This window comes from Streptomyces roseicoloratus (assembly GCF_004117935.1).
Taxonomy (GTDB): Bacteria; Actinomycetota; Actinomycetes; order Streptomycetales; family Streptomycetaceae; genus Streptomyces; species Streptomyces roseicoloratus.
Window position 1 is genome coordinate 1 of sequence record NZ_SDOY01000154.1, and the last position, 23,039, is coordinate 23,039.

Annotated in this window: 22 protein-coding genes and 1 riboswitch; of the genes, 16 read left to right on the forward strand and 6 right to left on the reverse strand. The window is 71.6% G+C overall.

Going from position 1 to position 23,039, the window contains the following annotated elements; all coding sequences use genetic code 11:
* The 4 genes from ESG85_RS26720 to ESG85_RS26735 all read left to right on the forward strand — a co-directional run.
* The coding region (locus tag ESG85_RS26720; protein ID WP_484422035.1) for a restriction endonuclease subunit S domain-containing protein at positions 1–514 on the forward strand (514 nt) is incomplete at its 5' end.
* Between the two features lie 109 nt (positions 515–623).
* Positions 624–1,235: a hypothetical protein gene (locus ESG85_RS26725; protein ID WP_128983570.1), complete on the forward strand. Its 612-nt coding sequence runs from the start codon at positions 624–626 to the stop codon at positions 1,233–1,235.
* Entirely contained in the window at positions 1,232–2,764 is a 1,533-nt protein-coding gene (locus ESG85_RS26730; protein WP_128983572.1) for a protein kinase domain-containing protein, read from the forward strand. Before ESG85_RS26725 ends, ESG85_RS26730 begins: the two co-directional genes overlap by 4 nt.
* A gap of 121 nt (positions 2,765–2,885) precedes the next feature.
* Positions 2,886–3,284: an LppU/SCO3897 family protein gene (locus ESG85_RS26735; protein ID WP_181019126.1), complete on the forward strand. Its 399-nt coding sequence runs from the start codon at positions 2,886–2,888 to the stop codon at positions 3,282–3,284.
* A 388-nt stretch (positions 3,285–3,672) separates the two neighbouring features.
* Here ESG85_RS26735 and ESG85_RS26740 read toward each other — a convergent pair whose 3' ends face one another.
* The 3 genes from ESG85_RS26740 to ESG85_RS26750 all read right to left on the reverse strand — a co-directional run bounded on the left by ESG85_RS26740 (position 3,673) and on the right by ESG85_RS26750 (position 6,820).
* On the reverse strand, positions 3,673–3,930 hold the full coding sequence (locus tag ESG85_RS26740; protein ID WP_128983574.1) for a hypothetical protein: 258 nt from the start codon (positions 3,928–3,930) through the stop codon (positions 3,673–3,675).
* 227 nt (positions 3,931–4,157) lie between these two features.
* Positions 4,158–6,080, reverse strand: coding sequence for a ricin-type beta-trefoil lectin domain protein (locus tag ESG85_RS26745; RefSeq protein ID WP_128983576.1), 1,923 nt, complete (start codon positions 6,078–6,080; stop codon positions 4,158–4,160).
* A gap of 269 nt (positions 6,081–6,349) precedes the next feature.
* Positions 6,350–6,820, reverse strand: coding sequence for a carboxymuconolactone decarboxylase family protein (locus tag ESG85_RS26750; RefSeq protein ID WP_128983578.1), 471 nt, complete (start codon positions 6,818–6,820; stop codon positions 6,350–6,352).
* 353 nt (positions 6,821–7,173) lie between these two features.
* Between ESG85_RS26750 and ESG85_RS26755 the strand changes: the two genes are divergently transcribed.
* Both ESG85_RS26755 and ESG85_RS26760 read left to right on the forward strand, forming a co-directional pair.
* Complete coding sequence (locus ESG85_RS26755; RefSeq protein WP_128983580.1) at positions 7,174–7,815, forward strand: SurA N-terminal domain-containing protein; 642 nt, start codon at positions 7,174–7,176, stop codon at positions 7,813–7,815.
* Between the two features lie 19 nt (positions 7,816–7,834).
* Positions 7,835–8,839: a nucleoside triphosphate pyrophosphohydrolase gene (locus tag ESG85_RS26760; protein ID WP_128983582.1), complete on the forward strand. Its 1,005-nt coding sequence runs from the start codon at positions 7,835–7,837 to the stop codon at positions 8,837–8,839.
* A 16-nt stretch (positions 8,840–8,855) separates the two neighbouring features.
* Here ESG85_RS26760 and ESG85_RS26765 read toward each other — a convergent pair whose 3' ends face one another.
* Positions 8,856–10,067, reverse strand: coding sequence for a globin domain-containing protein (locus ESG85_RS26765; protein WP_128983584.1), 1,212 nt, complete (start codon positions 10,065–10,067; stop codon positions 8,856–8,858).
* An 83-nt stretch (positions 10,068–10,150) separates the two neighbouring features.
* On the opposite strand from ESG85_RS26765, the gene ESG85_RS26770 reads away from it, so the two are divergent.
* From ESG85_RS26770 to ESG85_RS26800, 7 genes are all read left to right on the forward strand, one after another.
* On the forward strand, positions 10,151–11,515 hold the full coding sequence (locus tag ESG85_RS26770) for a cytochrome P450 family protein (RefSeq protein ID WP_425471283.1): 1,365 nt from the start codon (positions 10,151–10,153) through the stop codon (positions 11,513–11,515).
* A 119-nt stretch (positions 11,516–11,634) separates the two neighbouring features.
* Positions 11,635–12,687 (forward strand): LysM peptidoglycan-binding domain-containing protein, encoded by a 1,053-nt coding sequence (locus ESG85_RS26775; RefSeq protein ID WP_128983588.1) that lies wholly within the window; start codon positions 11,635–11,637, stop codon positions 12,685–12,687.
* A gap of 257 nt (positions 12,688–12,944) precedes the next feature.
* Positions 12,945–13,118: riboswitch (cyclic di-AMP (ydaO/yuaA leader) on the forward strand.
* Positions 13,119–13,121: 3 nt separating this feature from the next.
* Positions 13,122–13,829 carry a LysM peptidoglycan-binding domain-containing protein gene (locus tag ESG85_RS26780; RefSeq protein WP_128983590.1) on the forward strand — a complete coding sequence of 236 codons (708 nt, stop codon included), beginning with the start codon at positions 13,122–13,124 and terminating at the stop codon, positions 13,827–13,829.
* A gap of 287 nt (positions 13,830–14,116) precedes the next feature.
* Entirely contained in the window at positions 14,117–15,403 is a 1,287-nt protein-coding gene (gene eno / locus ESG85_RS26785) for a phosphopyruvate hydratase (protein WP_128983592.1), read from the forward strand.
* A gap of 90 nt (positions 15,404–15,493) precedes the next feature.
* Positions 15,494–15,964: an FtsB family cell division protein gene (locus tag ESG85_RS26790; protein ID WP_128983594.1), complete on the forward strand. Its 471-nt coding sequence runs from the start codon at positions 15,494–15,496 to the stop codon at positions 15,962–15,964.
* Positions 15,965–16,021: 57 nt separating this feature from the next.
* Positions 16,022–16,606: a DUF501 domain-containing protein gene (locus ESG85_RS26795; protein ID WP_128983596.1), complete on the forward strand. Its 585-nt coding sequence runs from the start codon at positions 16,022–16,024 to the stop codon at positions 16,604–16,606.
* Positions 16,603–17,529 (forward strand): Ppx/GppA phosphatase family protein, encoded by a 927-nt coding sequence (locus ESG85_RS26800; protein ID WP_128983598.1) that lies wholly within the window; start codon positions 16,603–16,605, stop codon positions 17,527–17,529. The genes ESG85_RS26795 and ESG85_RS26800 overlap by 4 nt, the downstream gene beginning before the upstream one ends.
* A gap of 48 nt (positions 17,530–17,577) precedes the next feature.
* On the opposite strand, the gene ESG85_RS26805 is transcribed toward ESG85_RS26800, so the two are convergent.
* Together ESG85_RS26805 and ESG85_RS26810 are read right to left on the reverse strand one after the other, a co-directional pair.
* Entirely contained in the window at positions 17,578–17,847 is a 270-nt protein-coding gene (locus tag ESG85_RS26805) for a type II toxin-antitoxin system RelE family toxin (protein WP_128983600.1), read from the reverse strand.
* Positions 17,844–18,116: a type II toxin-antitoxin system Phd/YefM family antitoxin gene (locus ESG85_RS26810; protein WP_128983602.1), complete on the reverse strand. Its 273-nt coding sequence runs from the start codon at positions 18,114–18,116 to the stop codon at positions 17,844–17,846. Before ESG85_RS26810 ends, ESG85_RS26805 begins: the two co-directional genes overlap by 4 nt.
* Positions 18,117–18,694: 578 nt before the next feature.
* Between ESG85_RS26810 and ESG85_RS26815 the strand changes: the two genes are divergently transcribed.
* The 3 genes from ESG85_RS26815 to ESG85_RS26825 all read left to right on the forward strand — a co-directional run bounded on the left by ESG85_RS26815 (position 18,695) and on the right by ESG85_RS26825 (position 22,953).
* Positions 18,695–20,080: an NAD(P)/FAD-dependent oxidoreductase gene (locus tag ESG85_RS26815; RefSeq protein WP_128983604.1), complete on the forward strand. Its 1,386-nt coding sequence runs from the start codon at positions 18,695–18,697 to the stop codon at positions 20,078–20,080.
* A 192-nt stretch (positions 20,081–20,272) separates the two neighbouring features.
* Positions 20,273–21,577 carry an SAM-dependent methyltransferase gene (locus ESG85_RS26820; RefSeq protein ID WP_128983606.1) on the forward strand — a complete coding sequence of 435 codons (1,305 nt, stop codon included), beginning with the start codon at positions 20,273–20,275 and terminating at the stop codon, positions 21,575–21,577.
* Positions 21,578–21,726: 149 nt separating this feature from the next.
* Entirely contained in the window at positions 21,727–22,953 is a 1,227-nt protein-coding gene (locus ESG85_RS26825) for a phospholipase D-like domain-containing protein (RefSeq protein WP_128983608.1), read from the forward strand.
* Positions 22,954–23,039 lie beyond the last annotated feature (86 nt).

A 23,039-nucleotide genomic window follows, 5' to 3' on the forward strand; every position in this document is an offset into this window, starting at 1 on the left:
AGCCGCCGGCCCCGGCGCGCCCGCGCCCGTCCGGGTCCTCACCGACACCGACGTCCTGGCCGGCCAGGCGCCCTCCGGCACCCTCCCCGAGGCCCCGCCCGCCGGCCCCGCCGAGGAGCCCGTGCTGCTCGCCGAGGGCGACGTCGTCGTGCCGGTGGTCGGCGGCGGCTCGGTCGCCCGGGTCGTCGACGCCGCCACGGCGGGCGCCGCCCTCGGCCGCAACGTCCACCTCCTGCGCCCCGACCCGGCCGCCCTCGACCCGTGGTTCCTGGCCGGTTTCCTGCGCGCCACCGCCAACAGCCGCCAGGCCAGCTCGTACGCCTCGACCGCGACCCGGCTCGACGTGCGCCGGCTCCAGCTGCCCCGGCTGCCGCTCCGCGAACAGCGGCGCTACGGAGACCGGTTCCGCGCCCTCGCCGAGTTCGAGGAGGCGCTGCGGCTCGCGGGCCGGCTCGGCGAGCAGCTGGTGCAGGGCATGTACGACGGCCTCGCGGACGGCACGGTCGCACCCTGACCTGAGACGTTCCGAAAAGGTTCCGTTCCGTACAACTCCTGGGTCGGTGTCCGATCCGATGTATACGCTCATCTCCGACACTCGGCTGATCGGATGACCAGGAGCAGGAATGTACGGCCAGGGGTACCCGCCTCACGCCGCCCCGCCGCAGCAGCGGGGCGTTCCGGCGTCGGTCATCGTGCTGCGGGTCCTGTTCGCCGTGCTGCCGCTGCTCAGCCTCGGCATGCTCACCTGGGTGACGGCCCTGCGCATCGGCCTGCTGACCCGCCGCGTGGTCGACTGGATCCTGCTGGGCGTGTCGGTGGCGGTGATCGTCGCCACCTTCGTCCTGCTGCCGGACGAGAACGACACGTCCAAGTCCCTCCAGGGGGACCTGGTCATCGGGATGATGCTGCTCAGCGCGATCGCGTTCACGGCGTACTACCTGGTCGTGGACATCCGCCACGACCACGCGCGCCCCGGCGCGCGCACGCGGGGACCGGTTCCGCCGCCGTACAACCCGTACGCGGCGACCGTCCCGCAGCAGGGTCCCCACCAGCCCTACGGCTACCCGCAGCCGCAGCCGCAGCCCCGGCCCGCGGCCCAGCAGCAGCCCCAGGCTCAACAGCAGCCCCAGCCCCAGCAGCCCCAGCCCCTCCCTCCCTCGAACCCCCGCATCGATCAGGTGCGTGCCGAACTCGACGAGTTGAGTGACCTGCTGCGCAGAGACGAGCAGAAGTGAACGGCCGGGTCGTCGGCGGGCGTTACGAGCTGGCCACCCTCATCGGACAGGGCGGCATGGGCCAGGTCTGGACGGCGTACGACGGCCGTCTCGACCGCCGGGTGGCCGTGAAGCTGCTGAACCCCATCTCCATCAGCGGCCCCGCGACGGCCGCCGACGAGCTGCGGCGCCGCTTCGTGCGCGAGTGCCGGGTCACCGCGCAGGTCGACCACCCCGGCCTGGTCACCGTCCACGACGCGGGCAGCGACGGCGACGACCTCTATCTCGTCATGCAGTACGTGGAGGGCGCGGACCTCGCCGACCACCTCGCCGAGCACGAGCCCTACCCGTGGCCGTGGGCGGTCTCCGTCGCCGCCCAGCTGTGCGCGGTCCTGGAGGCCGTGCACGCGGTGCCGATCGTGCACCGCGACCTCAAGCCGCGGAACGTGATGGTCCGCCCGGACGGCACGGTCACCGTGCTCGACCTGGGCGTGGCGTCCGTCCTCGACTCCGACACCACCCGCCTCACCCACACCGGCTCGCCCATCGGCAGCCCCGCGTACATGGCGCCCGAGCAGGCCATGGGCGGCGCGGTCGGCCCGTACACCGACCTGTACGCGCTCGGCGTGCTCCTGCACGAACTGCTCAGCGGCAACGTGCCCTTCGCCGGCTCCACCGCGCTCGGCGTGCTGCACCGCCACCTCCACGAGGCGCCCGCGCCGGTCCGCCGGCTGCGGCCCGAGGTGCCCGAGGCCCTCGAAGCGCTCGTGCTGCGCCTTCTCGCGAAGGACCCGCAGGCGCGGCCGTCCGGTGCGCAGGAGGTGTACGAGGAGCTGCTGCCGCTGCTGCCCGCGCGCGGTGGGGCCGGGGTGCAGGGTCCGCTCGACCCGACCCGTCCGTTCCGCCGCCCGCACGCGCCCTGGCCCGACCGCGCCGCGCGGGTTCCGGCGACCGCCCAGGTCCCGCCCCCGCCGCCGGTCCCGCCGGCGCCCGCGCCCCGGCCGGACGTGGCCGCGGCCGTGGACGAGGTGAAGCGGCTGCTCGGCGAGGGTTCCATCACCCAGGCCGTGGACATCCTCGGCGGCATCCTCCCGGCCGCCGCCGCGGAGCACGGCGAGGGCTCGCCGGTCGTCCGGATCCTGCGCAAGCAGTACGCGTCGACGCTGATGGACGACGGCCAGTACCGCCGGGCCCTGCCCGAGCTGCGCAGGCTCGCCCAGGACCGTGCGGCGGAGGCCGGTCCGGCCGACCCGCAGACCCTCCAGTACCGCTACGACGCGGCGCTGTGCCTGGAGCAGCTGGGCGATCCGGCCGCCGCGCTCACGGAGTTCCGCGCGCTCCTGCCGTACTACGAGCGGGACGCCCGGGCCTTCGACATCCGGCACCGGATCGGCCTCCTGCTGCTGGCGACGGGAGACCACACGGGCGCCGCGGCCCAGTTGACCGCGCTGCTGTACGACGTGGAGCGCACGCACGGGCCGTATCACCCGCTTGCGGGCGATTTGCGACGGGCGTTGGCGCGGCAGCAGCAGATGGGTCGCGGCTTCTGACGGTCCGGCAGGATCACGACTCCGTACCGGATTCGGCCAGCGTGGACGTTCGTCCGATTTGGTGATTTTGCACTGTGTAATGTGCGCGTTCGATCATGTCCACGCCGTTCAAGGATCACTCATGACCACGCCTCCGCCGTCCGACCCGTTCGCCGCCGCGCCCGGGCAGCCCGAGCCCGTCCAGCAGAAGAAGGGCGGCGGCCTGCTGAAGAAGGTCGGCGGTTTCGTCGTCCTGGTGATCGTCGCCGTCGCCTGGAAGTTCGGCGTCCCGTACCTGACCGGCGACGCGCCGGTGCACGCCAAGGTCGGCGAGTGCGTGATCGTGACCGGCCCGGACAACGCTCCGGAGGTCGAGACCCAGGACTGCTCCTCGGGCAAGGCCGACCTGTACAAGGTCGCCGAGGTCCACGAGGACACCTTCGACCCGAACAAGTGCGACCGCACCAAGTACTCGGGCCTCGCGCAGCAGCTCGGCTCGGACAAGTTCGTCCTCTGCCTCGAAGAGGTCGCGGCCAAGTAAGCAGCCGTACGCACGCAGGAGGGGCCGGCCCGTCGGGACACCGACGGACCGGCCCCTTCCGCGTCGCGGGCCGCTTTCACCGGGTCGTGGCCGGGCGGCCTTCCGTGTGTCGGCCGGTCGGAACCAAGGAACCTGGAGGAACAACCAACCTCCGCGCCTCCAGCCTCCCCGTGGCGACGCGGCGGCGCCGGTTGACGTTCCTCGCGCCGTCTGACCCGGTTGCTCCCGCCGCCCGTCCCGGCCCGGCCTCCGGCTCCGGACCCGTTCCAGAACTGCGATATCTGCGACCAGGCGTTCCGCTCCCCGGCTCCGGGCATCTGCCGTGGTTGCCGCGAGCGGGGAGGAGGGGAGGGTGGCGTGATCGGTCGGGCGGTGGCCCGCCCGGGGCCTATTTGACGTTGTGCGCGTGGAACCCGTGGGCGCAGTTGGCGCACGTGCTGCCCGCGGCCCCCTGCTTCCATCCCTCACATATGGTGCAGACCAGGCAGTTGGGGGCGTCCGGGCCGGTCACCAGCCCCACCCTCTCCAGGCGTGACCGGGCCCTGTCCCGCACCTCGTCGAGCTGCTGTCGGAACTGCTCCAGGTCGTCCGCGTTCTCCTTCAGCGCCTGCTTCTGAGCGTCGGTCAGGTCGGTGTCGGTACTCACGGTCCTGCCTCCCGCCGCGAGAGGTCTTCTCTGTCCTCTCCATTGTCGGCCGAGCGGGGCGGGCGGTCATTCCGGGACGGGACCGGCGCACGGTCAACCATTTCCCCGGCAAACGAGGAAGCGTCAACGAACTCCGGGGGCCCGTCGCCTCCGAGGGGACCGCTCCCGCCGTCCCCTCGTCCACGAGGGGCGGGGGCACCGGGAGCGGTCCGGCTCGGTGGTCGTCGTCAGTGCAGCTGGAAGGACCACTCCTGCTTCCAGCCGCCCTCGCAGGTCCAGACGCCGAGCTGCTTGTGGTCGGAGTCGTGGGTGAGGCAGTCGTCGTCGGAGATCTGGATGCGGTACTTGCCGTTGCCGACGCTCTTGAACTGCCACTTCTGGTTGGAGGTGTTGCCCCATGCCTGCTGTTCGGCCACGTAGGTCTCGGGGTTCTCGGTGAGGTTGTAGCCGAGGTCGTTGACGATGCGGTAGCGGTCCCCGCCGAGGGGCTTGATCGTCCAGGTGGAGCCCTTGTAGCCGAGGATTCCGCCGAGGATGGGGGCGCCCCAGCTCGCGGTCTCGTTGGGGGCGGTGGCGCCCAGGCCGTTGGCGAGCTTGAGGAAGAGCGGGCGGTCGGTCGGGATGCCCGAACCGCCGCCGCCACCGGTCGAGGGGTTGGTCGGGGTGGTCGGTCCGGCCGGGTCGCCCGGGACGATCACGCCGCCGGTGGCGGACTCCAGGACCCACTCGAACTTCCAGCCGCTCTTGCAGGTCCAGACGCCGAGCTGCTTGAAGTCGGAGTTGTGGGTGAGGCAGTCGTCGTCGGAGATCCGGATCTGGACGCGGCCGTTGCCGACGGAGTGGAGTTCCCACTTCTGCTTCGAGGAGTTGCTCCACGGCCGGAGTTCGGCCATGTAGCCGCTGCTCTCGGTGAGTTCGAGACCGTAGGAGCTGGTGATGCGGTAGCGCCCGCCGCCCACGGAGGTGAGCTTCCACTTGGACTCGTTGCCGCCGCGGATGCCGGGGACGACGGCCGCGCCGGCGGAGCCGCTGACGGGGACGGCGCCGAGGCCGTTGTCGAGCTTGAGGATGACGTCGGCGCCGTTGCCCGGCGCGGTGGTGGGCGGGGTGCCGCCCCAGGCCCAGTTCTGGTTGGGGGCGTCGCGCCGGTCCTCGGAGCCGCAGGCCCAGGCGACGACGGCGCCGCCGTTGGCGGTGCGGCCGTCGAAGTTGTCGATGCAGACGTCGCGGGAGCGGTCGTTGAGGTCGGTCATGTGGCGCAGTCCGCCGCTGGGGGACATGTGCCAGCGCTGGCCAGGGATGTCGAGGCAGTCCCAGACCTGGAGCTTGGTGCCGTTGGCGGCCTTGTTGCCGGCCAGGTCGAGGCACTTGCCGTTGGCGGCGCGGAGCTTGTAGCCGTTGTAGGTCCAGCGCTGGGCGTCGCCGCCGTTGCACTCCCACATCTGCACGGGCGTGCCGTTGGCGGAGTTGTTGCCGCTGACGTCGAGGCAGGCGTGGTAGCCGGGGGCGGCGGAGTCGGGGGTGAGGCTGCCGGTGCGGGGGCTCATGCCGGGACGGGCGGGGAAGTGCAGGGTGCGCACGTTGTTCTTGACGGTGTCGGAGTCGTTGCCGATGAACGCCCAGTTCATGTACCCACCGTCGCCGTGGTTACGGAAGGTGGACTCACCCTGGAAGACCCAGATGCGGAACTTGTCGTAGCCGCTGGGATCCCGCTGCTCCTTGTCCAAGAAGTGATTGAGCTTGAAGGTGGTGTCGAGCAACACCCCCTTCATGTCGGCTTCGTACTTGTTCTTGAACCACTCGATGTCGTACAGGTCGGTGCCGCTGGTCTTGAACACCAGGACGTTGAAGCCGGGGAACTTCTCGGCGAGCTTGGTGGCGGTGTGCTGGGTGAACTGCGCGTTGTCGAGCTTGTTGTTGTTGGCGGCTTTGCGGGCGAGCTTGATCATTTCGAAGCCGGCGTTGATCAGGGCCGTCACGCAGTTGCCGCCGCCGACGGCGGCCGGGGTGCCGCAGGTCTTGTCGACGGCGGCCTGCGCCGGGGCGGCGAGCCCGACGTTGAGGCCGGTGGCCAGGACGGCTGCGGCCAGGCCGCAGGCGAGGGCGCGTCTCAGGCGGAACAGGGGTGACACGGTGATGCTCTCTCCCATGCGGAGCGGGAACGGTGGGCGTCGCGACGGGCAAGGATGCGTGCACGGCCGGCTGACACATCACCTTCGCGACCCTCGCTAATGCTTCGCCTTCGTTCCGCTAACGCGGCGGCCTGGTGGGCCGGCGGCGCCGGGCGTGGCCGCGGTACGACGGGAGCGGGGAGGCGGACGCGAACGTGCTCCTCCGCCGTCATCCGGCGGAGGAGTACGAGGGGGGAGCACGGGAGGGGCAGGAGGGAGGGGGCAGGAGGGAGGGGGCGGGGCGCCGGTCAGGCGAACTGGCCGACCTTGTAGTCGCCGCCCGGCATCTGGAGCATGACGTTCATGCGGTTGAACGCGTTGATGATGGCGACGAGGCCGACGAGGGCGAGCAGCTGGTCCTCGTCGTAGTACTTCGCCGCGTTCTGCCAGACGTCGTCCGGGATGCCGGTGCCGTCGGCGAGGCGGGTGCCGGCCTCGGTCAGTTCGAGGGCGGCGCGCTCGGCCTCGGTGAACACGTTGGCCTCGCGCCACGCGCCGACCATGAGCAGGCGCTGCGTGGTCTCGCCGGCCGCCTCGGCCTCCTTGGTGTGCATGTCGAGGCAGAAGGCGCAGCCGTTGATCTGGCTGGCGCGGATCTTCACCAGCTCCTGGGTGGACATCGGAAGGCCGGTGTCGTTCAGGGCCTTTCCGGCGGCCGCGAGGTGCTTGACGAGCTTGGTGGTGACCGCGCTGGCGAAGGGGTTGAGGCGGGGTTCCATGAGGGGCTCCTTCGGTGCCGTTGTCATCGTCGCTACACCCCTATGACGAGACGGCCGGAGCGACTGTGACACGACGGGGTGTGACCTCGGTCACATACCGGTCGGGCGTGCCCTGACACGCGGAAGGAACCTCCGCCACGCGCTCACCCGCTGCCCGAGGAGGCCCGGTCCGGGGTGGTTCCCGCGTCGTCGGCAGGGACCGGCCGTGGGCCGACACCAGTCGAACCGGTGCGTCGTTGACCGAATCAACCGAGACAGTCGTCGCCAAGTAGTGGCCCAGGCCACGGCGACTGCCTAACATCGATCACCGCACGGTCGTCCCACTGACGCACGACCCACGCCGGGAGGCTCTTTTGCACCGCCGCACTGCGCTCTCCGTCTCCGCCGCCGCCCTGCTCGCCGCGGCCCCGCTGCTCACCGCCTGCGGCAGTGACGCCCACCCGGGCGCGGCGGCCGTCGTCGGCGGGCAGCGGATCGAGGTCTCCAGCCTGCAGGCCCAGGTCGAGGACGTGCGGTCGGCACAGCAGGCCTCGCCGAACGCGGCCCAGCTGATCCGGGAGACCGGCGACCTCAGCCGCCAGAAGCTGCACGACATGATCTTCGACCGGGTGGCCGAGAAGGTCGCCGAGGACCACGGGGTCACCGTGGACCGCGCCGAGGTCCAGCAGGCCAGAGGCGAGTTCGTCCGCCAGAGCGGCGGCGAGCAGCAGCTGCGGGCGGCGCTGCTCCAGCAGCGGGGCGTGGCGCCCGACCAGGTCGACGACGTCGCCCGCCGGGCCGTACTGATGAACAAGATCGCCGCGAAGCTGGGCGCCACCGACACCCCCGAGGGCCAGAAGAAGCTCACGGACGCCTTCAGCCGGGCGTCCAAGGCGCTGGACATCGACGTGAACCCGCGCTTCGGCAGCTGGGACGACGAGAAGATCCAGCTGGCCACGTACACGGCGCCGTGGGTGCGGCAGATCAGCCGGACCGCCCCGGAGGCGGGCGCCTGAGCCGGGGTAGGTTCGAGGGGTGAACGCTGACACCTCCCACCCCTCCGACCTCACCGGTGACGCCTCCGGAACCGGCCGCATCGTGCTGCTGACCGCCAGCCACCGGGTGGCGCCCGGGCTGCTGTCCTGGCCCGCCTGGCAGGCGTTGCGCGCGGCGGACCGGGTGCTGTGCCCGGACGCGGACCATCCGCAGCTGCCGTATCTGCGGGAGGCCGGGGTCGGCGCCGAGGTGCTGCGGCCCTGCGCTCAGGAGCTGGTCGAGGCGTGCGCCGGCGGCCGTACGGTCGTCGTGCTGCCGTCCGGCGAGGGGGACGCGGCGCTCACCGACGGGCTGGCGCGGATGGCCGGGTCCGGCCGTCACGCGATGCCCGACCTGGAGCTGCTGCCCGGCTCGTACGACCTGCCGGGCGCGCGGCTGCTGGACCTCGTGCAGGTCATGGACCGGATCCGGCGCGAGTGCCCGTGGTCGTCGCGGCAGACCCACGAGGGTCTCGCGAAGTACGGCATCGAGGAGGCGTACGAGCTCGTCGAGGCCATCGAGGACGGCGACCGGGAGGCGCTGCGGGAGGAGCTCGGCGACGTGCTGCTCCAGGTGGTGTTCCACGCGCGGATCGCGGAGGAGGCCGAGGAGGAGCCGTTCTCGGTCGACGACGTGGCCGCGACGATCGTGGAGAAGCTGATCCACCGGCATCCGCACGTGTTCGGCGAGGCGACCGCCGAGACGCCGGAGGAGGTCAAGGAGCACTGGCTGCGGACGAAGGCCGCCGAGAAGCGGCGGGAGTCCGTGACGGACGGCGTGCCGCTCGGGCAGCCGGGGCTGGCGCTGGCGGCGAAGCTGGCGGGGCGGGTGCGGACGGCGGGGCTCGACGTGGCCCTGCCGGGCGGTGAGGGCATCGGCTACGAGCTGCTGGCCCTCGCCGTGCGCGCGGAGGCGGCGGGCGTGGACCCGGAGGCGGCGCTGCGGGCGGCGGGCCGTCTGTACCGCGACGCGATCCGCGAGGCGGAGGGCGTGGGGGAGGCGTAGCGCGGCCCCGGATTCGTCAGGGTTCCCGGGCTGCCGGGTTGTGCCAGTGGAGCGGGGGCGGGGCCAGGAGCCGTTCCGCCCGGGTGGCGGGGCGGAGGGCGTGGGGGGCGGCGGACGGCAGACGGTCGTGGAAGACGCGGTCCGGGTCCGTGCCGAGTGCGGTCAGCTCCTCGGTGACCTCGGTCAGCAGGGCCGGCGGGCCCGCCAGGTAGACGTCGTGGGCCGGCCAGTGGAGGGCCGCGCGCAGTGCCTGGACCAGGCGGTCCGTGGCCTGGTCCCGGGGGCGGCCGGGCGCGGCCGTGATGTACGTGACGTGGAGCCCGGGTATCAGCCCGGCCAGGCGCTCCGCGTCGGCCCGCCCGTACAGGTGCTCCTTCGTGCGGGCGACCACGAACAGGCGTCCTTCCAGCCTCGGTTCGTCCTCCGCCGCCTCTTCGAGGAGGGCCCGTACCGGTGCCCAGCCCGTGCCGCCGGCGATGTAGGTGCGGGGCTTGCCCGGCGGGGTCCTGGCGGTCAGTGCGCCGCCCGGCGCGGACAGCCGCAGCGTCTCGCCCACCCGGAGGCGCTCGGTGAGGACGGTGCTCATCAGTCCGCCGTCGACCCGGCTGACGTGCAGGTCGAGGGTGCCGTCGGGGCGCGGCGCGTTGGCGAGCGAGTAGGTGCGCCACACCCGCGGCAGGTGCGGCGTGCCGACGCTGACGTACTGCCCGGCGGTGTACGGGTAGGGGCGGCGCGGCCGCAGGGTGAGCAGCGTCAGGTCGTCGCCGTACCGCTCGTGGCGTAGGACGTCGGCGTCCCACCAGGGCGGTTCGCCGGCCGCGGCCGCCTCGTCGGCCCCGGCCGTCATCCGGTCGGCGACGAAGCCGTACGCCTCGGCCCACGCCTTCTCCGCCTCGACCGTCCAGGCGGCGCCGGCGCAGTGCGAGAAGGCGGCCAGCAGGCTGGCGCCGACCGCGCTGTAGAGCGCGGGCGTGGCCAGGAACTTGCGGTGGTCCCGGCCCAGTTGCCCGAGGTAGCCCGGCAGGCCCGGGTCGTCCAGATGCGTCACGAGATGGGTCAGCGCGGCGAACAGCCGGTCCCGCTGCGGCGCCATGTCCTGCGGGAACAGCGTGCGGATGGCCGGGTTGTGCCAGAACAGGTGCGAGTAGAAGAACGCGACGGCGTGCTCGGCCCGTCTCTCGACGACCGCGAACGTGCTTCTGAGCGTCCTGAGCGACTGGGCATCCACGCGGCGAATCTAGGCCAGCCGGCGGCACCGCAAGTGCGTCATGTGCACTTCACCTGCGCACACCGTCCTCCGGGCGCGGCCACATGTGTCACCTTGACCGGTCGGATGCCCGCTCGGACCACCCGATACGGCTGCCGGGTGCCCCTCCCTTGTACGGTCGGAAGGTGAGCAGCAGCACCCCCGGCATTCCCCCCGTCCCGTCCGTGGCCCCCGCGCCCGAGCTCTTCACCTGGGAGTTCGCGACCGACCCGTATCCGGCGTACGCCTGGCTGCGGGAGCACGCGCCCGTGCACAAGGCCACCCTGCCCAGCGGGGTCGAGGCCTGGCTGGTGACGCGGTACGGGGACGCCCGGCAGGCGCTGGCGGACCAGCGGCTGTCGAAGAATCCGGCGCATCACGACGAGCCCGCGCACGCCAAGGGCAAGACGGGCATTCCGGGCGAGCGCAAGGCCGAGCTGATGACGCATCTGCTCAACATCGACCCGCCGGACCACACCCGGCTGCGCCGGCTCGTGTCGAAGGCGTTCACGCCCCGCCGGGTGGCGGAATTCGCCCCGCGGGTACAGGAGTTGACCGACCGGCTCATCGACGGTTTCGCCGGCCGCGGGAGTGCGGACCTGATCCACGAGTTCGCGTTCCCGCTGCCGATCTACGCGATCTGCGACCTGCTCGGCGTGCCGCGCGAGGACCAGGACGACTTCCGGGACTGGGCCGGGATGATGATCCGGCACGGCGGCGGGCCGCGCGGCGGTGTGGCGCGGTCGGTGAAGAAGATGCGCGGCTATCTCGCCGAGCTCATCCACAGGAAGCGGGAGGGGCTCGGGGAAGGCGGCGACGACGACCTGATCTCGGGCCTGATCCGGGCCTCCGACCACGGCGAGCACCTCACCGAGAACGAGGCCGCCGCCATGGCGTTCATCCTTCTCTTCGCCGGCTTCGAGACCACCGTCAACCTCATCGGCAACGGCGTGTACGCGCTGCTGCGCAACCCCGGGCAGCGGGCCCGGCTGCAGGATTCGCTGGCCGCGGGGGAGACCGGGCTCCTGGAGACCGGCGTCGAGGAGCTGCTGCGCTACGACGGGCCGGTGGAGCTCGCGACCTGGCGCTTCGCGACGGAGGCGCTGAGCATCGGCGGGCAGCGGATCCCGGCCGGCGATCCGGTGCTCGTGGTGCTCGCCGCGGCCGACCGGGACCCGGCGCGGTTCGACGAGCCGGACACCCTGGACCTCGCGCGGCGGGACAACCAGCACCTCGGGTACGGGCACGGCATCCACTACTGCCTGGGCGCGCCGTTGGCGCGGCTCGAAGGGCAGACCGCGCTCGCGACGCTGCTGACTCGCCTGCCCGACCTGCGACTTGGCGCCGATCCGGCGGAACTGCGCTGGCGCGGCGGGCTCATCATGAGGGGACTTCGCACGCTTCCGGTGGAATTCACCCCGGTTCGGTGACTGACATCGCGTCAATACCGTGATGTTTACGTGATCTGCGCTGCATCAGCTTGTGACTCACGTTCGAATGCGGCTACTTTCAGCCGCAGTCTCAGCTGTCACGCGAAAGGGCATTCCGCATGCGCTCCGGAAACGGACGACACCGCAGACCCCGCCAGGCCCCCGCCATCGTCGTCGCCGCGGGTGTGACCGGCTCGGCCCTGGCGCTGCCTCTGCTCGCCACGGGTTCCGCATCCGCCGCCGACGCCGCCACGTGGGACCGTGTCGCCGAGTGCGAGTCGGGCGGGGCCTGGAGCGCCAACTTCGGCAACGGTCTCTACGGCGGACTCCAGTTCACCCAGGAGAGCTGGGAGCGGCACGGCGGCCTGGCCTACGCGCCGAGCGCGGACCTCGCCAGCCGCGCCCAGCAGATCCACATCGCCGACAAGGCGCTCGCGGCGGGCGACAACCAGTGGGCCACCTGCGCCCCGATCGCCGGTCTGGCCAACGACGGCAAGGCGCCCGGCGTCGACCCGGGCCCCGGCACGCCCGTGCAGGAGCCCACGGGCCCGCGCCCCGAGTCGAACCGCACCGACGGCCTGCCGACCGGTTCCGCCACGACCGCTCCCGAGCCCTCCGCCTCGGCCACCACCCCGGCCGCTCCCACCACTCCGGCGAGCCCGTCGGCCGGCACCCCCTCCGCCGGCACCCCGACGACCGGCACCCCGGCCACGCCCACGACGCCCGGTACGCCCGGTACGTCCGACCCGTCGGGGACGCCGGGTATGCCGGGTACGCCCGGAACGCCGGACTCGACCACCGCTCCCGGCACCGGCAAGCACCGAGGTGACGCCGCGCCAGAGGAACCGGGCATGACGGACGGCACGTCCGAATCCGGGCGCCACGCGGCCCCGGGTGAGACCCCGGCCGACGGGGCCGGCGAGGCGGAAGGCGCCACCGAGGGCTCGGCGGGAGCCGGCGGCGTGGGCGGGACGGACAAGGCGGGCAAGCCGGACGAATACACCGTCAAGCCGGGTGACAGTCTGTCGGGCATTGCACAGGAGAACGGCGTCACCGGCGGCTGGGCCGCCCTCTACGACGCCAACAAGAACACGGTCGGCTCCGACCCCGACCTCATCCTCCCTGGCCAGAGCCTCGAGTTGGAGCTCGGCGAGCTCGCGAACCAGGGGTAGTTCGGGGCTGAATGTCCGTTCTGTGCAAGTGAGACATGGGTCTCTCTTGCCGAACGGGCGTGTCACGGTCGCAAACTTTGCGGAAATCGCCCCTCACCTGCACGAACACCACCTGACGGAGTGCAAGTAGGGGCGATTTTCCCGGGTTGATGCCCTTTGAACTTCTCCCGGGTGTGTGTCTACGGTCGGGACCGCTCGCCACCGCGGGCCCCGCCGACCGGTACGCCGAATCCTGCCGCCGGACGGAGGGAACAGTCGTCGCGCAAGCGCCGAAGGCAGGAGCGGGGGACCCAAGGTTTGTGCCGTCCCCGGCCGTTGAGACAGACGGCCGGTGACCGGCTTGGGGTGAAGCCGTGCGCTGGGACGCACGGCCGGGCAGCTCACTCGCCCGAACCCGACAGCTCACCTCGCAGGCGTCGGTGAGGAGAACTTCCATGCTGCTTTCCGGTAAGGGCAAACACCGCCGTTCCTCCAAGGCCACCCGCGCCATCGCGCTCGCCGGTGCCGCCGGCGTCGCCGTCGCGGCCCCGCTGATGGCCGCCGGCACCGCCTCCGCCGCCACCGCCGACGAGTGGGACCGCGTCGCCCAGTGCGAGTCCGGCGGCAACTGGTCCATCAACACCGGCAACGGCTACTACGGCGGCCTGCAGTTCTCGGCCTCCACCTGGGCCGCCTACGGCGGCACCGCCTACGCCGCGACCGCCGACCAGGCCTCCAAGGCGCAGCAGATCACCATCGCCGAGAAGGTCCTCGCGGGCCAGGGCAAGGGTGCGTGGCCGAGCTGCGGCGTGGGCCTGTCCGGCGCCGCGTACACCGGCGGCTCCGCCGAGAGCACCACCACCGCTCCCCAGCGCACCGCCCAGCAGCCGACGACGCGCAGCGAGCAGCGCCAGGCTCCGAAGCCGGCCGCGCCCAAGGCCGCGCCGAAGAAGGCCGACGCCAAGAAGACCGTCACCACCCCGGCCGGCAAGAAGGTCGAGAAGGGTGACGGCGAGTACAAGGTCGTCGCCGGCGACACCCTCAGCAAGATCGCCCAGGCGCACGGCGTCAAGGGCGGCTGGGCCACGCTCTTCGAGCTGAACAAGGACGTCGTCGAGGACGCCGACCTGATCTACCCGGGCCAGCAGCTCCACCTCAAGTGAGCCTGCCGACCCACCCGCGGTGAGTGACCACCCCGGTCCGGAGTGCCCTTCCCCCGTGCGCTCCGGGCCGGGGTTTCCCCGTCCCGGGCCGCGGTCTCCCCGCCCCGGCCGCCTACCCGTGAGTAGGTAAGAGGTCTTTCGTCCCGAGATGCATGCCCTTGGGTCCTTTTTCGTCCCAGGGGGCGGGCGCCCGGCCGACCGGAGCCCCCGGGCCGGTTAGGCTCGTGCCGCAAGGCGTACGAGACCTTGCCGCATGCGTCACAACCAGCGTCACATCCCAGAAGGAGATGCTCGTGCCGTCCATCGACGTCGTCGTAGCCCGGGAAATCCTGGACTCCCGAGGCAACCCCACGGTCGAGGTCGAGGTCGGCCTCGACGACGGCAGCACCGGCCGTGCTGCCGTTCCGTCCGGTGCCTCCACCGGTGCGTTCGAGGCCCTCGAGCTCCGCGACGGTGACCCCAACCGTTACCAGGGCAAGGGTGTCGAGAAGGCCGTCCTCGCCGTCATCGAGCAGATCGGCCCGGAGCTCGTCGGCTACGACGCCACCGAGCAGCGCCTGATCGACCAGGCGATGTTCGACCTGGACGCCACCCCGGACAAGTCCTCGCTCGGCGCCAACGCCATCCTCGGCGTCTCCCTCGCCGTCGCGCACGCCGCGTCCGAGGCCTCCGACCTGCCGCTCTTCCGCTACCTCGGCGGCCCGAACGCGCACCTGCTGCCCGTTCCGATGATGAACATCCTGAACGGCGGCTCGCACGCCGACTCCAACGTGGACATCCAGGAGTTCATGATCGCCCCGATCGGCGCGGAGTCCTTCTCCGAGGCGCTGCGCTGGGGCACCGAGGTCTACCACACCCTCAAGTCCGTCCTGAAGACCAAGGGCCTGTCCACCGGCCTCGGCGACGAGGGCGGCTTCGCCCCGAACCTGGACTCCAACCGCGCCGCGCTCGACCTCATCGTCGAGGCCATCAAGCAGGCCGGCTACGTCCCGGGCAAGGACATCGCGCTCGCGCTCGACTGCGCCGCCTCCGAGTTCTACAAGGACGGCTCGTACGAGTTCGAGGGCAAGTCCCGCTCGGCCGCCGAGATGACCGAGTACTACGAGGAGCTCGTCTCCGCGTACCCGCTCGTCTCCATCGAGGACCCGCTGTTCGAGGACGACTGGGCCGGCTGGAAGGTCATCACCGAGAAGCTCGGCTCCAAGGTCCAGCTGGTCGGCGACGACCTGTTCGTCACCAACCCGGAGCGCCTCGCCCGCGGCATCGAGGAGGGCTCCGCCAACGCCCTCCTGGTCAAGGTCAACCAGATCGGCTCGCTGACCGAGACCCTGGACGCCGTCGAGCTCGCCCAGCGCAACGGCTTCAAGTGCATGATGTCCCACCGCTCCGGCGAGACCGAGGACGTCACCATCGCCGACCTGGCCGTCGCCACCAACTGCGGCCAGATCAAGACCGGCGCCCCGGCCCGCTCCGAGCGCGTCGCCAAGTACAACCAGCTGCTGCGCATCGAGGAGATCCTCGACGACGCCGCGGTCTACGCCGGCCGCAGCGCCTTCCCGCGCTTCAAGGGCTGACACCTCTGCCGCAAGGCTCTTCCGTACGTCCCCGCACCCGGTCCCGTACCGTGTGCGGGGACGCACGTGTGATCAGGGGAGGCACTGGACATGGCCGTGAAGGACCGGGACCGGTTCTCGACCGCGACCCGGATCAGGCTGCTCGGCGAGCAGACCGCCGCCCGTGTCTACCGCTCCCAGACCCGCCGCCAGGCCCGGCGCTCCCGGCTCACCGGCCGCGCGGCCTTCCTCGCGCTCGTCGTCTGCTCGCTCGTGGTGGCGCTCGCCTACCCCATGCGGCAGTACGTCTCCCAGCAGGGCGAGATCGCCGACCAGGAACGCAAGGCCGCCGAGGCGGCACAGCGGGTCGAGGAGCTGCGGGACGAGAAGGCCCGCCTCCAGGACCCGGCCTACGTCCGCCGCCTCGCCCGCGAGCACCTGCACTACGTGATGCCCGGCGAGACCGGCTTCACCGTGAACGACCCCGAGGCCGATCGGCGGCCGCGCACCGAGCAGGGCGCGTCGGACCGGCCCTGGTACGACAACCTGTGGGACGGCGTGGACCGCGCCGACCGCCCGTAACCCCGCCGGCACGCCCTCCACCTACTCACCAGCCCTCCACTCCTCAGCAAGGCAGACATGGAAACGCCCCCTCCGCAGACCGAACGCACCGAGCCCACCGCCGCGGACGTCGCCGCGTTCGAGGCGCAGCTCGGCCGGCCGCCGCGCGGCCTGCGCGCCATCGCGCACCGCTGCCCGTGCGGCAACCCGGACGTCGTCGAGACCGCGCCCCGGCTTCCCGACGGCACGCCGTTCCCGACCACGTACTACCTGACCTGCCCGCGCGCCGCCTCCGCGATCGGCACGCTGGAGGCCAACGGGGTCATGAAGGAGATGCAGGCCCGGCTCGCGACCGACCCCGAGCTCGCCGCCGCCTACCGCGCCGCGCACGAGGACTACATCGCGCGCCGCGACGCCATCGAGGTCTTGGAGGGCTTCCCCAGCGCCGGCGGCATGCCGGACCGGGTCAAGTGCCTGCACGTGCTCGTCGGCCACTCGCTGGCCGCGGGCCCGGGCGTGAACCCGTTCGGCGACGAGGCCCTCGCGATGCTGCCGGAGTGGTGGGCGAAGGGCCCGTGCGTCACGCCGTGCGCGGACGAGAAGGCGCCGGGTGCGAAGGAGTCCGGCGCGCGGGAGTCCGACGGGAAGGGGTCCGCGGAATGACCCGGGTCGCGGGAATCGACTGCGGTACGAACTCCATCCGCCTCCTCGTCGCCGACGTCCACCCGGACACCGGCGAACTGGTCGAGCTCGACCGGCGGATGACGATCGTCCGGCTCGGCCAGGGCGTGGACAGGACCGGCCGGCTCGCGCCCGAGGCACTGGAGCGGACCTTCGCCGCCTGCCGCGCGTACGCCGAGGTCATCGAGGAGCTCGGCGCGCACACGGTGCGCTTCGTCGCCACCTCCGCCTCCCGCGACGCCGAGAACCGCCAGGACTTCGTGGACGGGGTCGTGGCGATCCTGGGCGTCGAGCCCGAGGTGATCACCGGCGACCAGGAGGCCGAGTTCTCCTTCACCGGCGCCACCGGCGAGCTGCACGGCGACGACCGCCGCCTGGTCGTGGACATCGGCGGCGGCTCGACCGAGTTCGTCGTCGGCACCAAGCACGTCGAGGCCGCCCGCTCCGTCGACATCGGCTGCGTACGGCTCACCGAGCGGCACGTCCGGCACGACCCGCCGACCGCCGAGGAGGTCGCCGCGATCCGCGCCGACGTCCGGGCGGCGATCGACCTGGCCGCCGAGACCGTGCCGATCACCGAGACCGAGACCCTGGTCGGCCTGGCCGGCTCGGTCACGACCGTCGCCGCCATCGCGCTGGGTCTGGAGGAGTACGACTCCACGAAGATCCACCACGCGCGGATCTCCCGCGCGCGCGTCGACGAGGTGGTGGCCCGGCTGCTCGCGTCCACCCACGACGAGCGCGCCGCGATCCCGGTCGTCCACCCCGGCCGGGTCGACGTGATCATCGCCGGGGCGCTGGTCCTGGCCGAGATCATGGAGCGCACCGGGGCCGCCGAGGTCGTCGTCAGCGAGCACGACATCCTCGACGGCATCGCGATCAAAACGGCAGAGGATGCCCCATAGCGTTCAGCGACAGTCCGGGTGGGTGACGGCGGTGGCGTTCGCCGCGTACTACAGGCTGCGGTAGACGTCCCGTCGATCGCCCACCTTGACGACGAGGACGACGAGTTCGCCGTCGTTGATCTGGTAGGCGACCCGGTAGCTTCCCACCCGGAGCCGGTAGAGCCCCGACGGGCCGGTGAGTTTCTTGATGTCGGCGTCCTCGCGGTACGGGTCGTCGCCGAGTGCGGTGAGCGCGGTCAGGATGCGCATGGCGTCGGGCCGGCTGATGGCCCGGAGCTGTCGCTGCGCCGCCGTAGTGAACCGGAAGGCGTACTTCACGCCGCCTCGCCGTCACGCTCGGTGAACAGATCCGCCAGTAGCTCCGCCATCGACACAGTGGGACCGCCCTCGGCCAGCACTGCTTCGGCTTCGCGCGCCAACATCACGTCAGCCGCTTCCTCCAGCGCTTCGAAGTCCGCGATCGGCACCACGGCCGCGACCGGAGCGCCGTTGCGCGTGATGACCGTCGGAACGCCTTGTTCGGCCCGATTGATGTGGTCCGCGAGGTGCGCGCGGGCTTCTCGTACGGTCACCGTGTTCTCGGTCATGACGCCAGTGTACGCGGTTCTGTGTACACGCGGGAGCCGGGTTGCGGTGGACGTCCCGCTGGTCGCCCGCCTGTGCGCGCGACCTCGACGGCACCGCTCGTCCGCCGGCGCCCTCCGTCGGGATCATGCGCGACCCTCCATGGGGTCGCGCTATCCGTCGCATAGCGGGTGCCTATAAGCCCCTGTGAGCGGCCCCTGAAGGGTCCCTGAGGGGCCTGTGACGGGCCTCCTGGAGGGGTCTGTCGAAAAGGTTCGTGAAGTTCTTCACAAGAGAAAGGGCCCTGATGGCGCCGATGGAGGGACTTTGGTCCTTCCGAGGGACCCGTCGGGGCCGTTTCGCAGGCGCGGAGGCCGATTCGCTCGTTGTTTCCATCGTGTGAACGCGCCCTGCGGTTCAGCGTGAAGGAAAGCTCTCCGGGCCAGTTCACAAGGGGTGAACAACGTTCGTCCACGCCCTCCGGTTCCTTTGCTGGACCATGACCTGGGTCACGTGGGCCGCGGAGTGTAGCAGAGGTCCCTCGCATCCTTGTGAAGGGGCGCACGAGCGACCCCCCTGAGAGGGGTGGATACTCGGATGCATGAGCACCACGGAGCGTCCCAGGATCCTCGTAGTAGGCGGCGGGTACGTAGGCCTGTACGCAGCTCGGCGCATCCTCAAGAAGATGCGCTACGCGGAGGCGACCGTCACGGTCGTCGACCCGCGGTCGTACATGACCTACCAGCCCTTCCTCCCCGAAGCCGCCGCCGGCAGCATCTCGCCGCGCCACGTCGTCGTCCCGCTGCGACGCGTCGTGCGCGGAGCGGAGGTGCTCACCGGCCGGGTCACCACCATCGACCAGGACCGCAAGGTCGCCACGATCGCGCCGCTCGTCGGCGAGGCGTACGAGCTGCCGTTCGACTACCTGGTCATCGCGATGGGTGCCGTCTCCCGCACCTTCCCGATCCCCGGCCTCGCCGAGCAGGGCATCGGCATGAAGGGCATCGAGGAGGCCATCGGCCTGCGCAACCACGTCCTCGAGCAGCTCGACAAGGCCGACTCGACGACCGACGAGGAGGTCCGCCGCAAGGCGCTGACCTTCGTCTTCGTGGGCGGCGGCTTCGCCGGCGCGGAGACCATCGGCGAGGTCGAGGACATGGCCCGCGACGCGGCGAAGTACTACCAGAACGTGAAGCGCGAGGACATGCGCTTCATCCTGGTCGACGCCGCCGACAAGATCCTTCCCGAGGTCGGCCCGAAGCTCGGCCAGTACGGCAAGGAGCACCTCGAGAGCCGCGGCATCGAGATCTACCTGCAGACCTCCATGGACTCCTGCGTCGACGGCCACGTCGTGCTGAAGAACGGCCTCGAGGTCGACTCCAACACGATCGTGTGGACCGCCGGCGTGAAGCCGAACCCGGCGCTCGCCCGCTTCGGTCTGCCGCTCGGCCCCCGCGGCCACGTGGACTGCAACGAGAAGCTCCAGGTCAACGGCCTCGACCACGTGTGGGCCGCGGGCGACAACGCCCAGGTCCCGGACCTGGCCGCGATCAAGGCCGGTACCCCGCGCGAGCGCGCCTGGTGCCCGCCGAACGCCCAGCACGCGCTGCGCCAGGCCAGGATCCTCGGCGACAACGTGGTGGCCGGCATGCGCGGCTTCCCGCAGAAGGACTACGAGCACGCCAACAAGGGTGCCGTCGCGGGCCTGGGCCTCCACAAGGGCGTCGCGATGATCGTCATGGGCAAGATGAAGATCAAGCTCAAGGGCCGCCTCGCCTGGTACATGCACCGTGGCTACCACGGCATGGCGATGCCGACCTGGAACCGCAAGATCCGCGTCTTCGCCGACTGGACCCTGGGCATGTTCCTCAAGCGCGAGGTCGTCTCCCTCGGTGCCATCGAGTCGCCGCGCGAGGAGTTCTACGAGGCGGCCAAGCCCGCCCCGGCGCCGGCCGCCCCGGCGCAGGAGAAGGCCAAGGCCTCGTAACACCCGCAGTACCCGTCGTACGGGCCGTACGACACGCAAGGCCGTAAAAGGGCCGTCCGCCATCCGTGGTGCGGACGGCCCTTCGCGTGTTTTTCCCGCCGTTTACCCACGCGCTGACATGGCTTCGGCGACGGACGGTGTTCTCCTGGTGACAGGCATTTCTGGGGCACGAGATCACGGAGGTGTTGCACCATGGCCGACGCCGCCTCGCGGCTGACCGCCCTGGCCGAGGACGTCCTGGGAGCCGGGCTCCCGGTGCGGCTGCGCGCCTGGGACGGCAGCGAAGCCGGCCCAGCCGACGGCCCCGTACTGATCGTGCGCGACCGCCGCGCCCTGCGCCGACTGCTGTGGAAGCCGGGTGAGCTGGGCCTCGCGCGCGCCTGGGTCGCGGGCGAGATCGACGTCGAGGGCGATCTCTACGAGGTCCTGGACCGGCTCGCCGGGTTCGTCTGGGAGCGCGGCGAGGAGTCGCGCGGCGCCCTGGAGACCGTGCGCGACCCGAAGGTGCGGGCGGCGGCCACGGCGCTGCTCAGGCTGGCCGGCCCGTTCCCGCCGCCGAAGCCGCCGGCGGAGGAGATGCGCCGCCGCAGCGGCACCCGGCACAGCAAGCGCCGGGACAAGCAGGCCATCAGTCACCACTACGACGTGGGCAACGACTTCTACGAGCTGGTGCTCGGCCCCTCGATGGTCTACTCGTGCGCGTACTGGACCGACGGCGGCACTCTGGAGGAGGCCCAGCGCGACAAGCTGGACCTGATCGCCCGCAAGCTGCGCCTGAGGGAGGGGGACCGGCTGCTCGACGTGGGCTGCGGCTGGGGCTCCATGGCGATCCACGCGGCCCGGGAGTACGGGGCCCAGGTCGTCGGCATCACCCTCTCGCGGGAGCAGGCGGCCTTCGCCCGCAAGCGGATCGCGGACGAGGGCCTGACCGACCGGATCGAGATCCGGGTCCAGGACTACCGGGACGTGGACGACGGCCCGTTCGACGCGATCTCCTCCATCGGCATGGCCGAGCACGTCGGCGCGGAGCGCTACCGGGAGTACGCGGACGTGCTGTACCGGCTGCTCAAGCCGGGCGGGCGGCTGCTCAACCACCAGATCGCGCGCCGCCCGGAGCCCGACGAGGAGGCGTACCGGGTGGACGCCTTCATCGACGCGTACGTCTTCCCGGACGGCGAACTGGCCCCGATGGGCCGCACCCTGACGACCCTGGAGGACGCCGGCTTCGAGGTGCGCGACGTGGAGGCGATCCGCGAGCACTACGCGCTGACGCTGCGCCACTGGGTGGCGAACCTGGAGCGGGAGTGGGACACGGCGGTCCGGCTGACCTCGCCGGGCCGGTCACGGATCTGGCGCCTCTACATGGCGGCATCGGCGGTGTCCTTCGAACGCAACCGCATCGGCGTCAACCAGTTCCTCGCGGTCCGCACCCCGGACGCGGGCACGAGCGGGCTGCCGCTGCGGTCGCGGGTGTGGAGCGAGGGCCAGGAGGGCTGACGGCCCCGGAAAGGCCGGTTCCCAACGGCGTTGGTACGTTCGGAACTTCACGCTCCGGGTAGGCGGGGTGCCGGTGTGGACCGGCACCCCGCCTTCTCGGGTCCGGATTGTCATGCCTATGTCGTTCTGCTCGTTCCGAGGGGGAACACTTGCGCCGTCCCAGCCGCCCCGGCCGCCCGAGCCGTCTGCTGCTCGCGCTCGCCGCCGCCGTCGGCCTGCTCGCCGTCCCGTCACCCGCGGGCGCCGCCGAGGCCCCGGTCACCACGACCGCCACCTTCAACGACCCGTCCGGTGACGCCACCGCCCAGAACCGGGTCCGGGACCACATCGTCGACCTCATCGGCCGCGCCCCGGCCGGCTCCACCATCACCGCCGGGCTCTACACCATCACCGACGACACCGTGACCGACGCCCTCGGCGCCGCGAAGACCCGCGGCGTCGACGTCCGGGTGATCGTCGACCACACCTCCGTCACCATGAGCGGCGGCGAATACGACCGGCTCGCCGCCCGCCTCGGCACCGACCGCACCCAGGGCTCCTGGGTCTTCGCCTGCCCGGCCGGCCGCGGCTGCATCGGCTCCCGGCAGCTCCCCGGCGACGCCGACGGCGCCATCAACCACAACAAGTTCTGGCTGTTCTCCAGCACCGGCGGCGCCGACGACGTCGTCGTCCAGACCTCCGCCAACATGACCGGCGTCCAGCGCACCGACCTCTTCAACAACGCCGTCACCATCGTCGACAGCGGCCTCTACGGCATCTACCAGGCCTACTTCGCCGACCTGCTGCACCACGGCTCCTCGACCTCCGGCCTGAGCCACTACTACCGGACCCCGGCCAGCGGCACCGGCCCCTACAAGGCGTACTTCTTCCCGCGCAAGGAGGCCTCGGGCACCTCGTACGACAACGACGCCTCCACCGACACGGTCAAGCTGATCCTCGACAACGTCGGCTGCGCCGGCGGCGCCACCCAGATCCGCATGGCCGCCAACCTCTTCACCCGCGACGAGGTCGCGAGCAAGCTCGTCTCCCTGAAGAACGCCGGCTGCTCGGTGATCCTCGCCCACGACGGCGCACCCGGCTCGATGGGCGCGGGCGTCGAGTCGGTGATCTCCGGCAAGCTCACCCAGCGCGTCCAGTGCCACGAGGACCGCGGCACGGGCGTCGCCAAGGCGGGCCTGCACTCCAAGTACCTGCTGATCGAGGGCACCTACGACGGCGTGACCGGCCGGAAGCTCGTCTGGACCGGCAGCCACAACTACACCAACCCGGCACTGCGGGCCAACGACGAGACGCTCCTGAAGATCGACCACGCCACTCTCTACGGCCAGTACAAGGCCAACCACCAGTACCTGATGACGTACTGCGCGGGCAGCTGACCCGCGGGAACGCCGGAGGGCCGGGCTCCCCTCGGGGAACCCGGCCCTCCGTGTGCCGTACCGCGACCCGCCCGGGCCGCGGAGAC

Coding starts and splice junctions, on each gene's coding strand:
- ESG85_RS26810 (WP_128983602.1), bottom strand. CDS start 18,116: ATGACCGAGAACACGGTGACCGTACGAGAAGCCCGCGCGCACCTCGCG.
- ESG85_RS26815 (WP_128983604.1), top strand. CDS start 18,695: ATGAGCACCACGGAGCGTCCCAGGATCCTCGTAGTAGGCGGCGGGTAC.
- ESG85_RS26795 (WP_128983596.1), top strand. CDS start 16,022: ATGGAAACGCCCCCTCCGCAGACCGAACGCACCGAGCCCACCGCCGCG.
- ESG85_RS26780 (WP_128983590.1), top strand. CDS start 13,122: ATGCTGCTTTCCGGTAAGGGCAAACACCGCCGTTCCTCCAAGGCCACC.
- ESG85_RS26775 (WP_128983588.1), top strand. CDS start 11,635: ATGCGCTCCGGAAACGGACGACACCGCAGACCCCGCCAGGCCCCCGCC.
- ESG85_RS26800 (WP_128983598.1), top strand. CDS start 16,603: ATGACCCGGGTCGCGGGAATCGACTGCGGTACGAACTCCATCCGCCTC.
- ESG85_RS26745 (WP_128983576.1), bottom strand. CDS start 6,080: ATGGGAGAGAGCATCACCGTGTCACCCCTGTTCCGCCTGAGACGCGCC.
- ESG85_RS26735 (WP_181019126.1), top strand. CDS start 2,886: ATGACCACGCCTCCGCCGTCCGACCCGTTCGCCGCCGCGCCCGGGCAG.
- ESG85_RS26750 (WP_128983578.1), bottom strand. CDS start 6,820: ATGGAACCCCGCCTCAACCCCTTCGCCAGCGCGGTCACCACCAAGCTC.
- ESG85_RS26770 (WP_425471283.1), top strand. CDS start 10,151: ATGTGTCACCTTGACCGGTCGGATGCCCGCTCGGACCACCCGATACGG.
- ESG85_RS26790 (WP_128983594.1), top strand. CDS start 15,494: ATGGCCGTGAAGGACCGGGACCGGTTCTCGACCGCGACCCGGATCAGG.
- eno (WP_128983592.1), top strand. CDS start 14,117: ATGCTCGTGCCGTCCATCGACGTCGTCGTAGCCCGGGAAATCCTGGAC.
- ESG85_RS26725 (WP_128983570.1), top strand. CDS start 624: ATGTACGGCCAGGGGTACCCGCCTCACGCCGCCCCGCCGCAGCAGCGG.
- ESG85_RS26820 (WP_128983606.1), top strand. CDS start 20,273: ATGGCCGACGCCGCCTCGCGGCTGACCGCCCTGGCCGAGGACGTCCTG.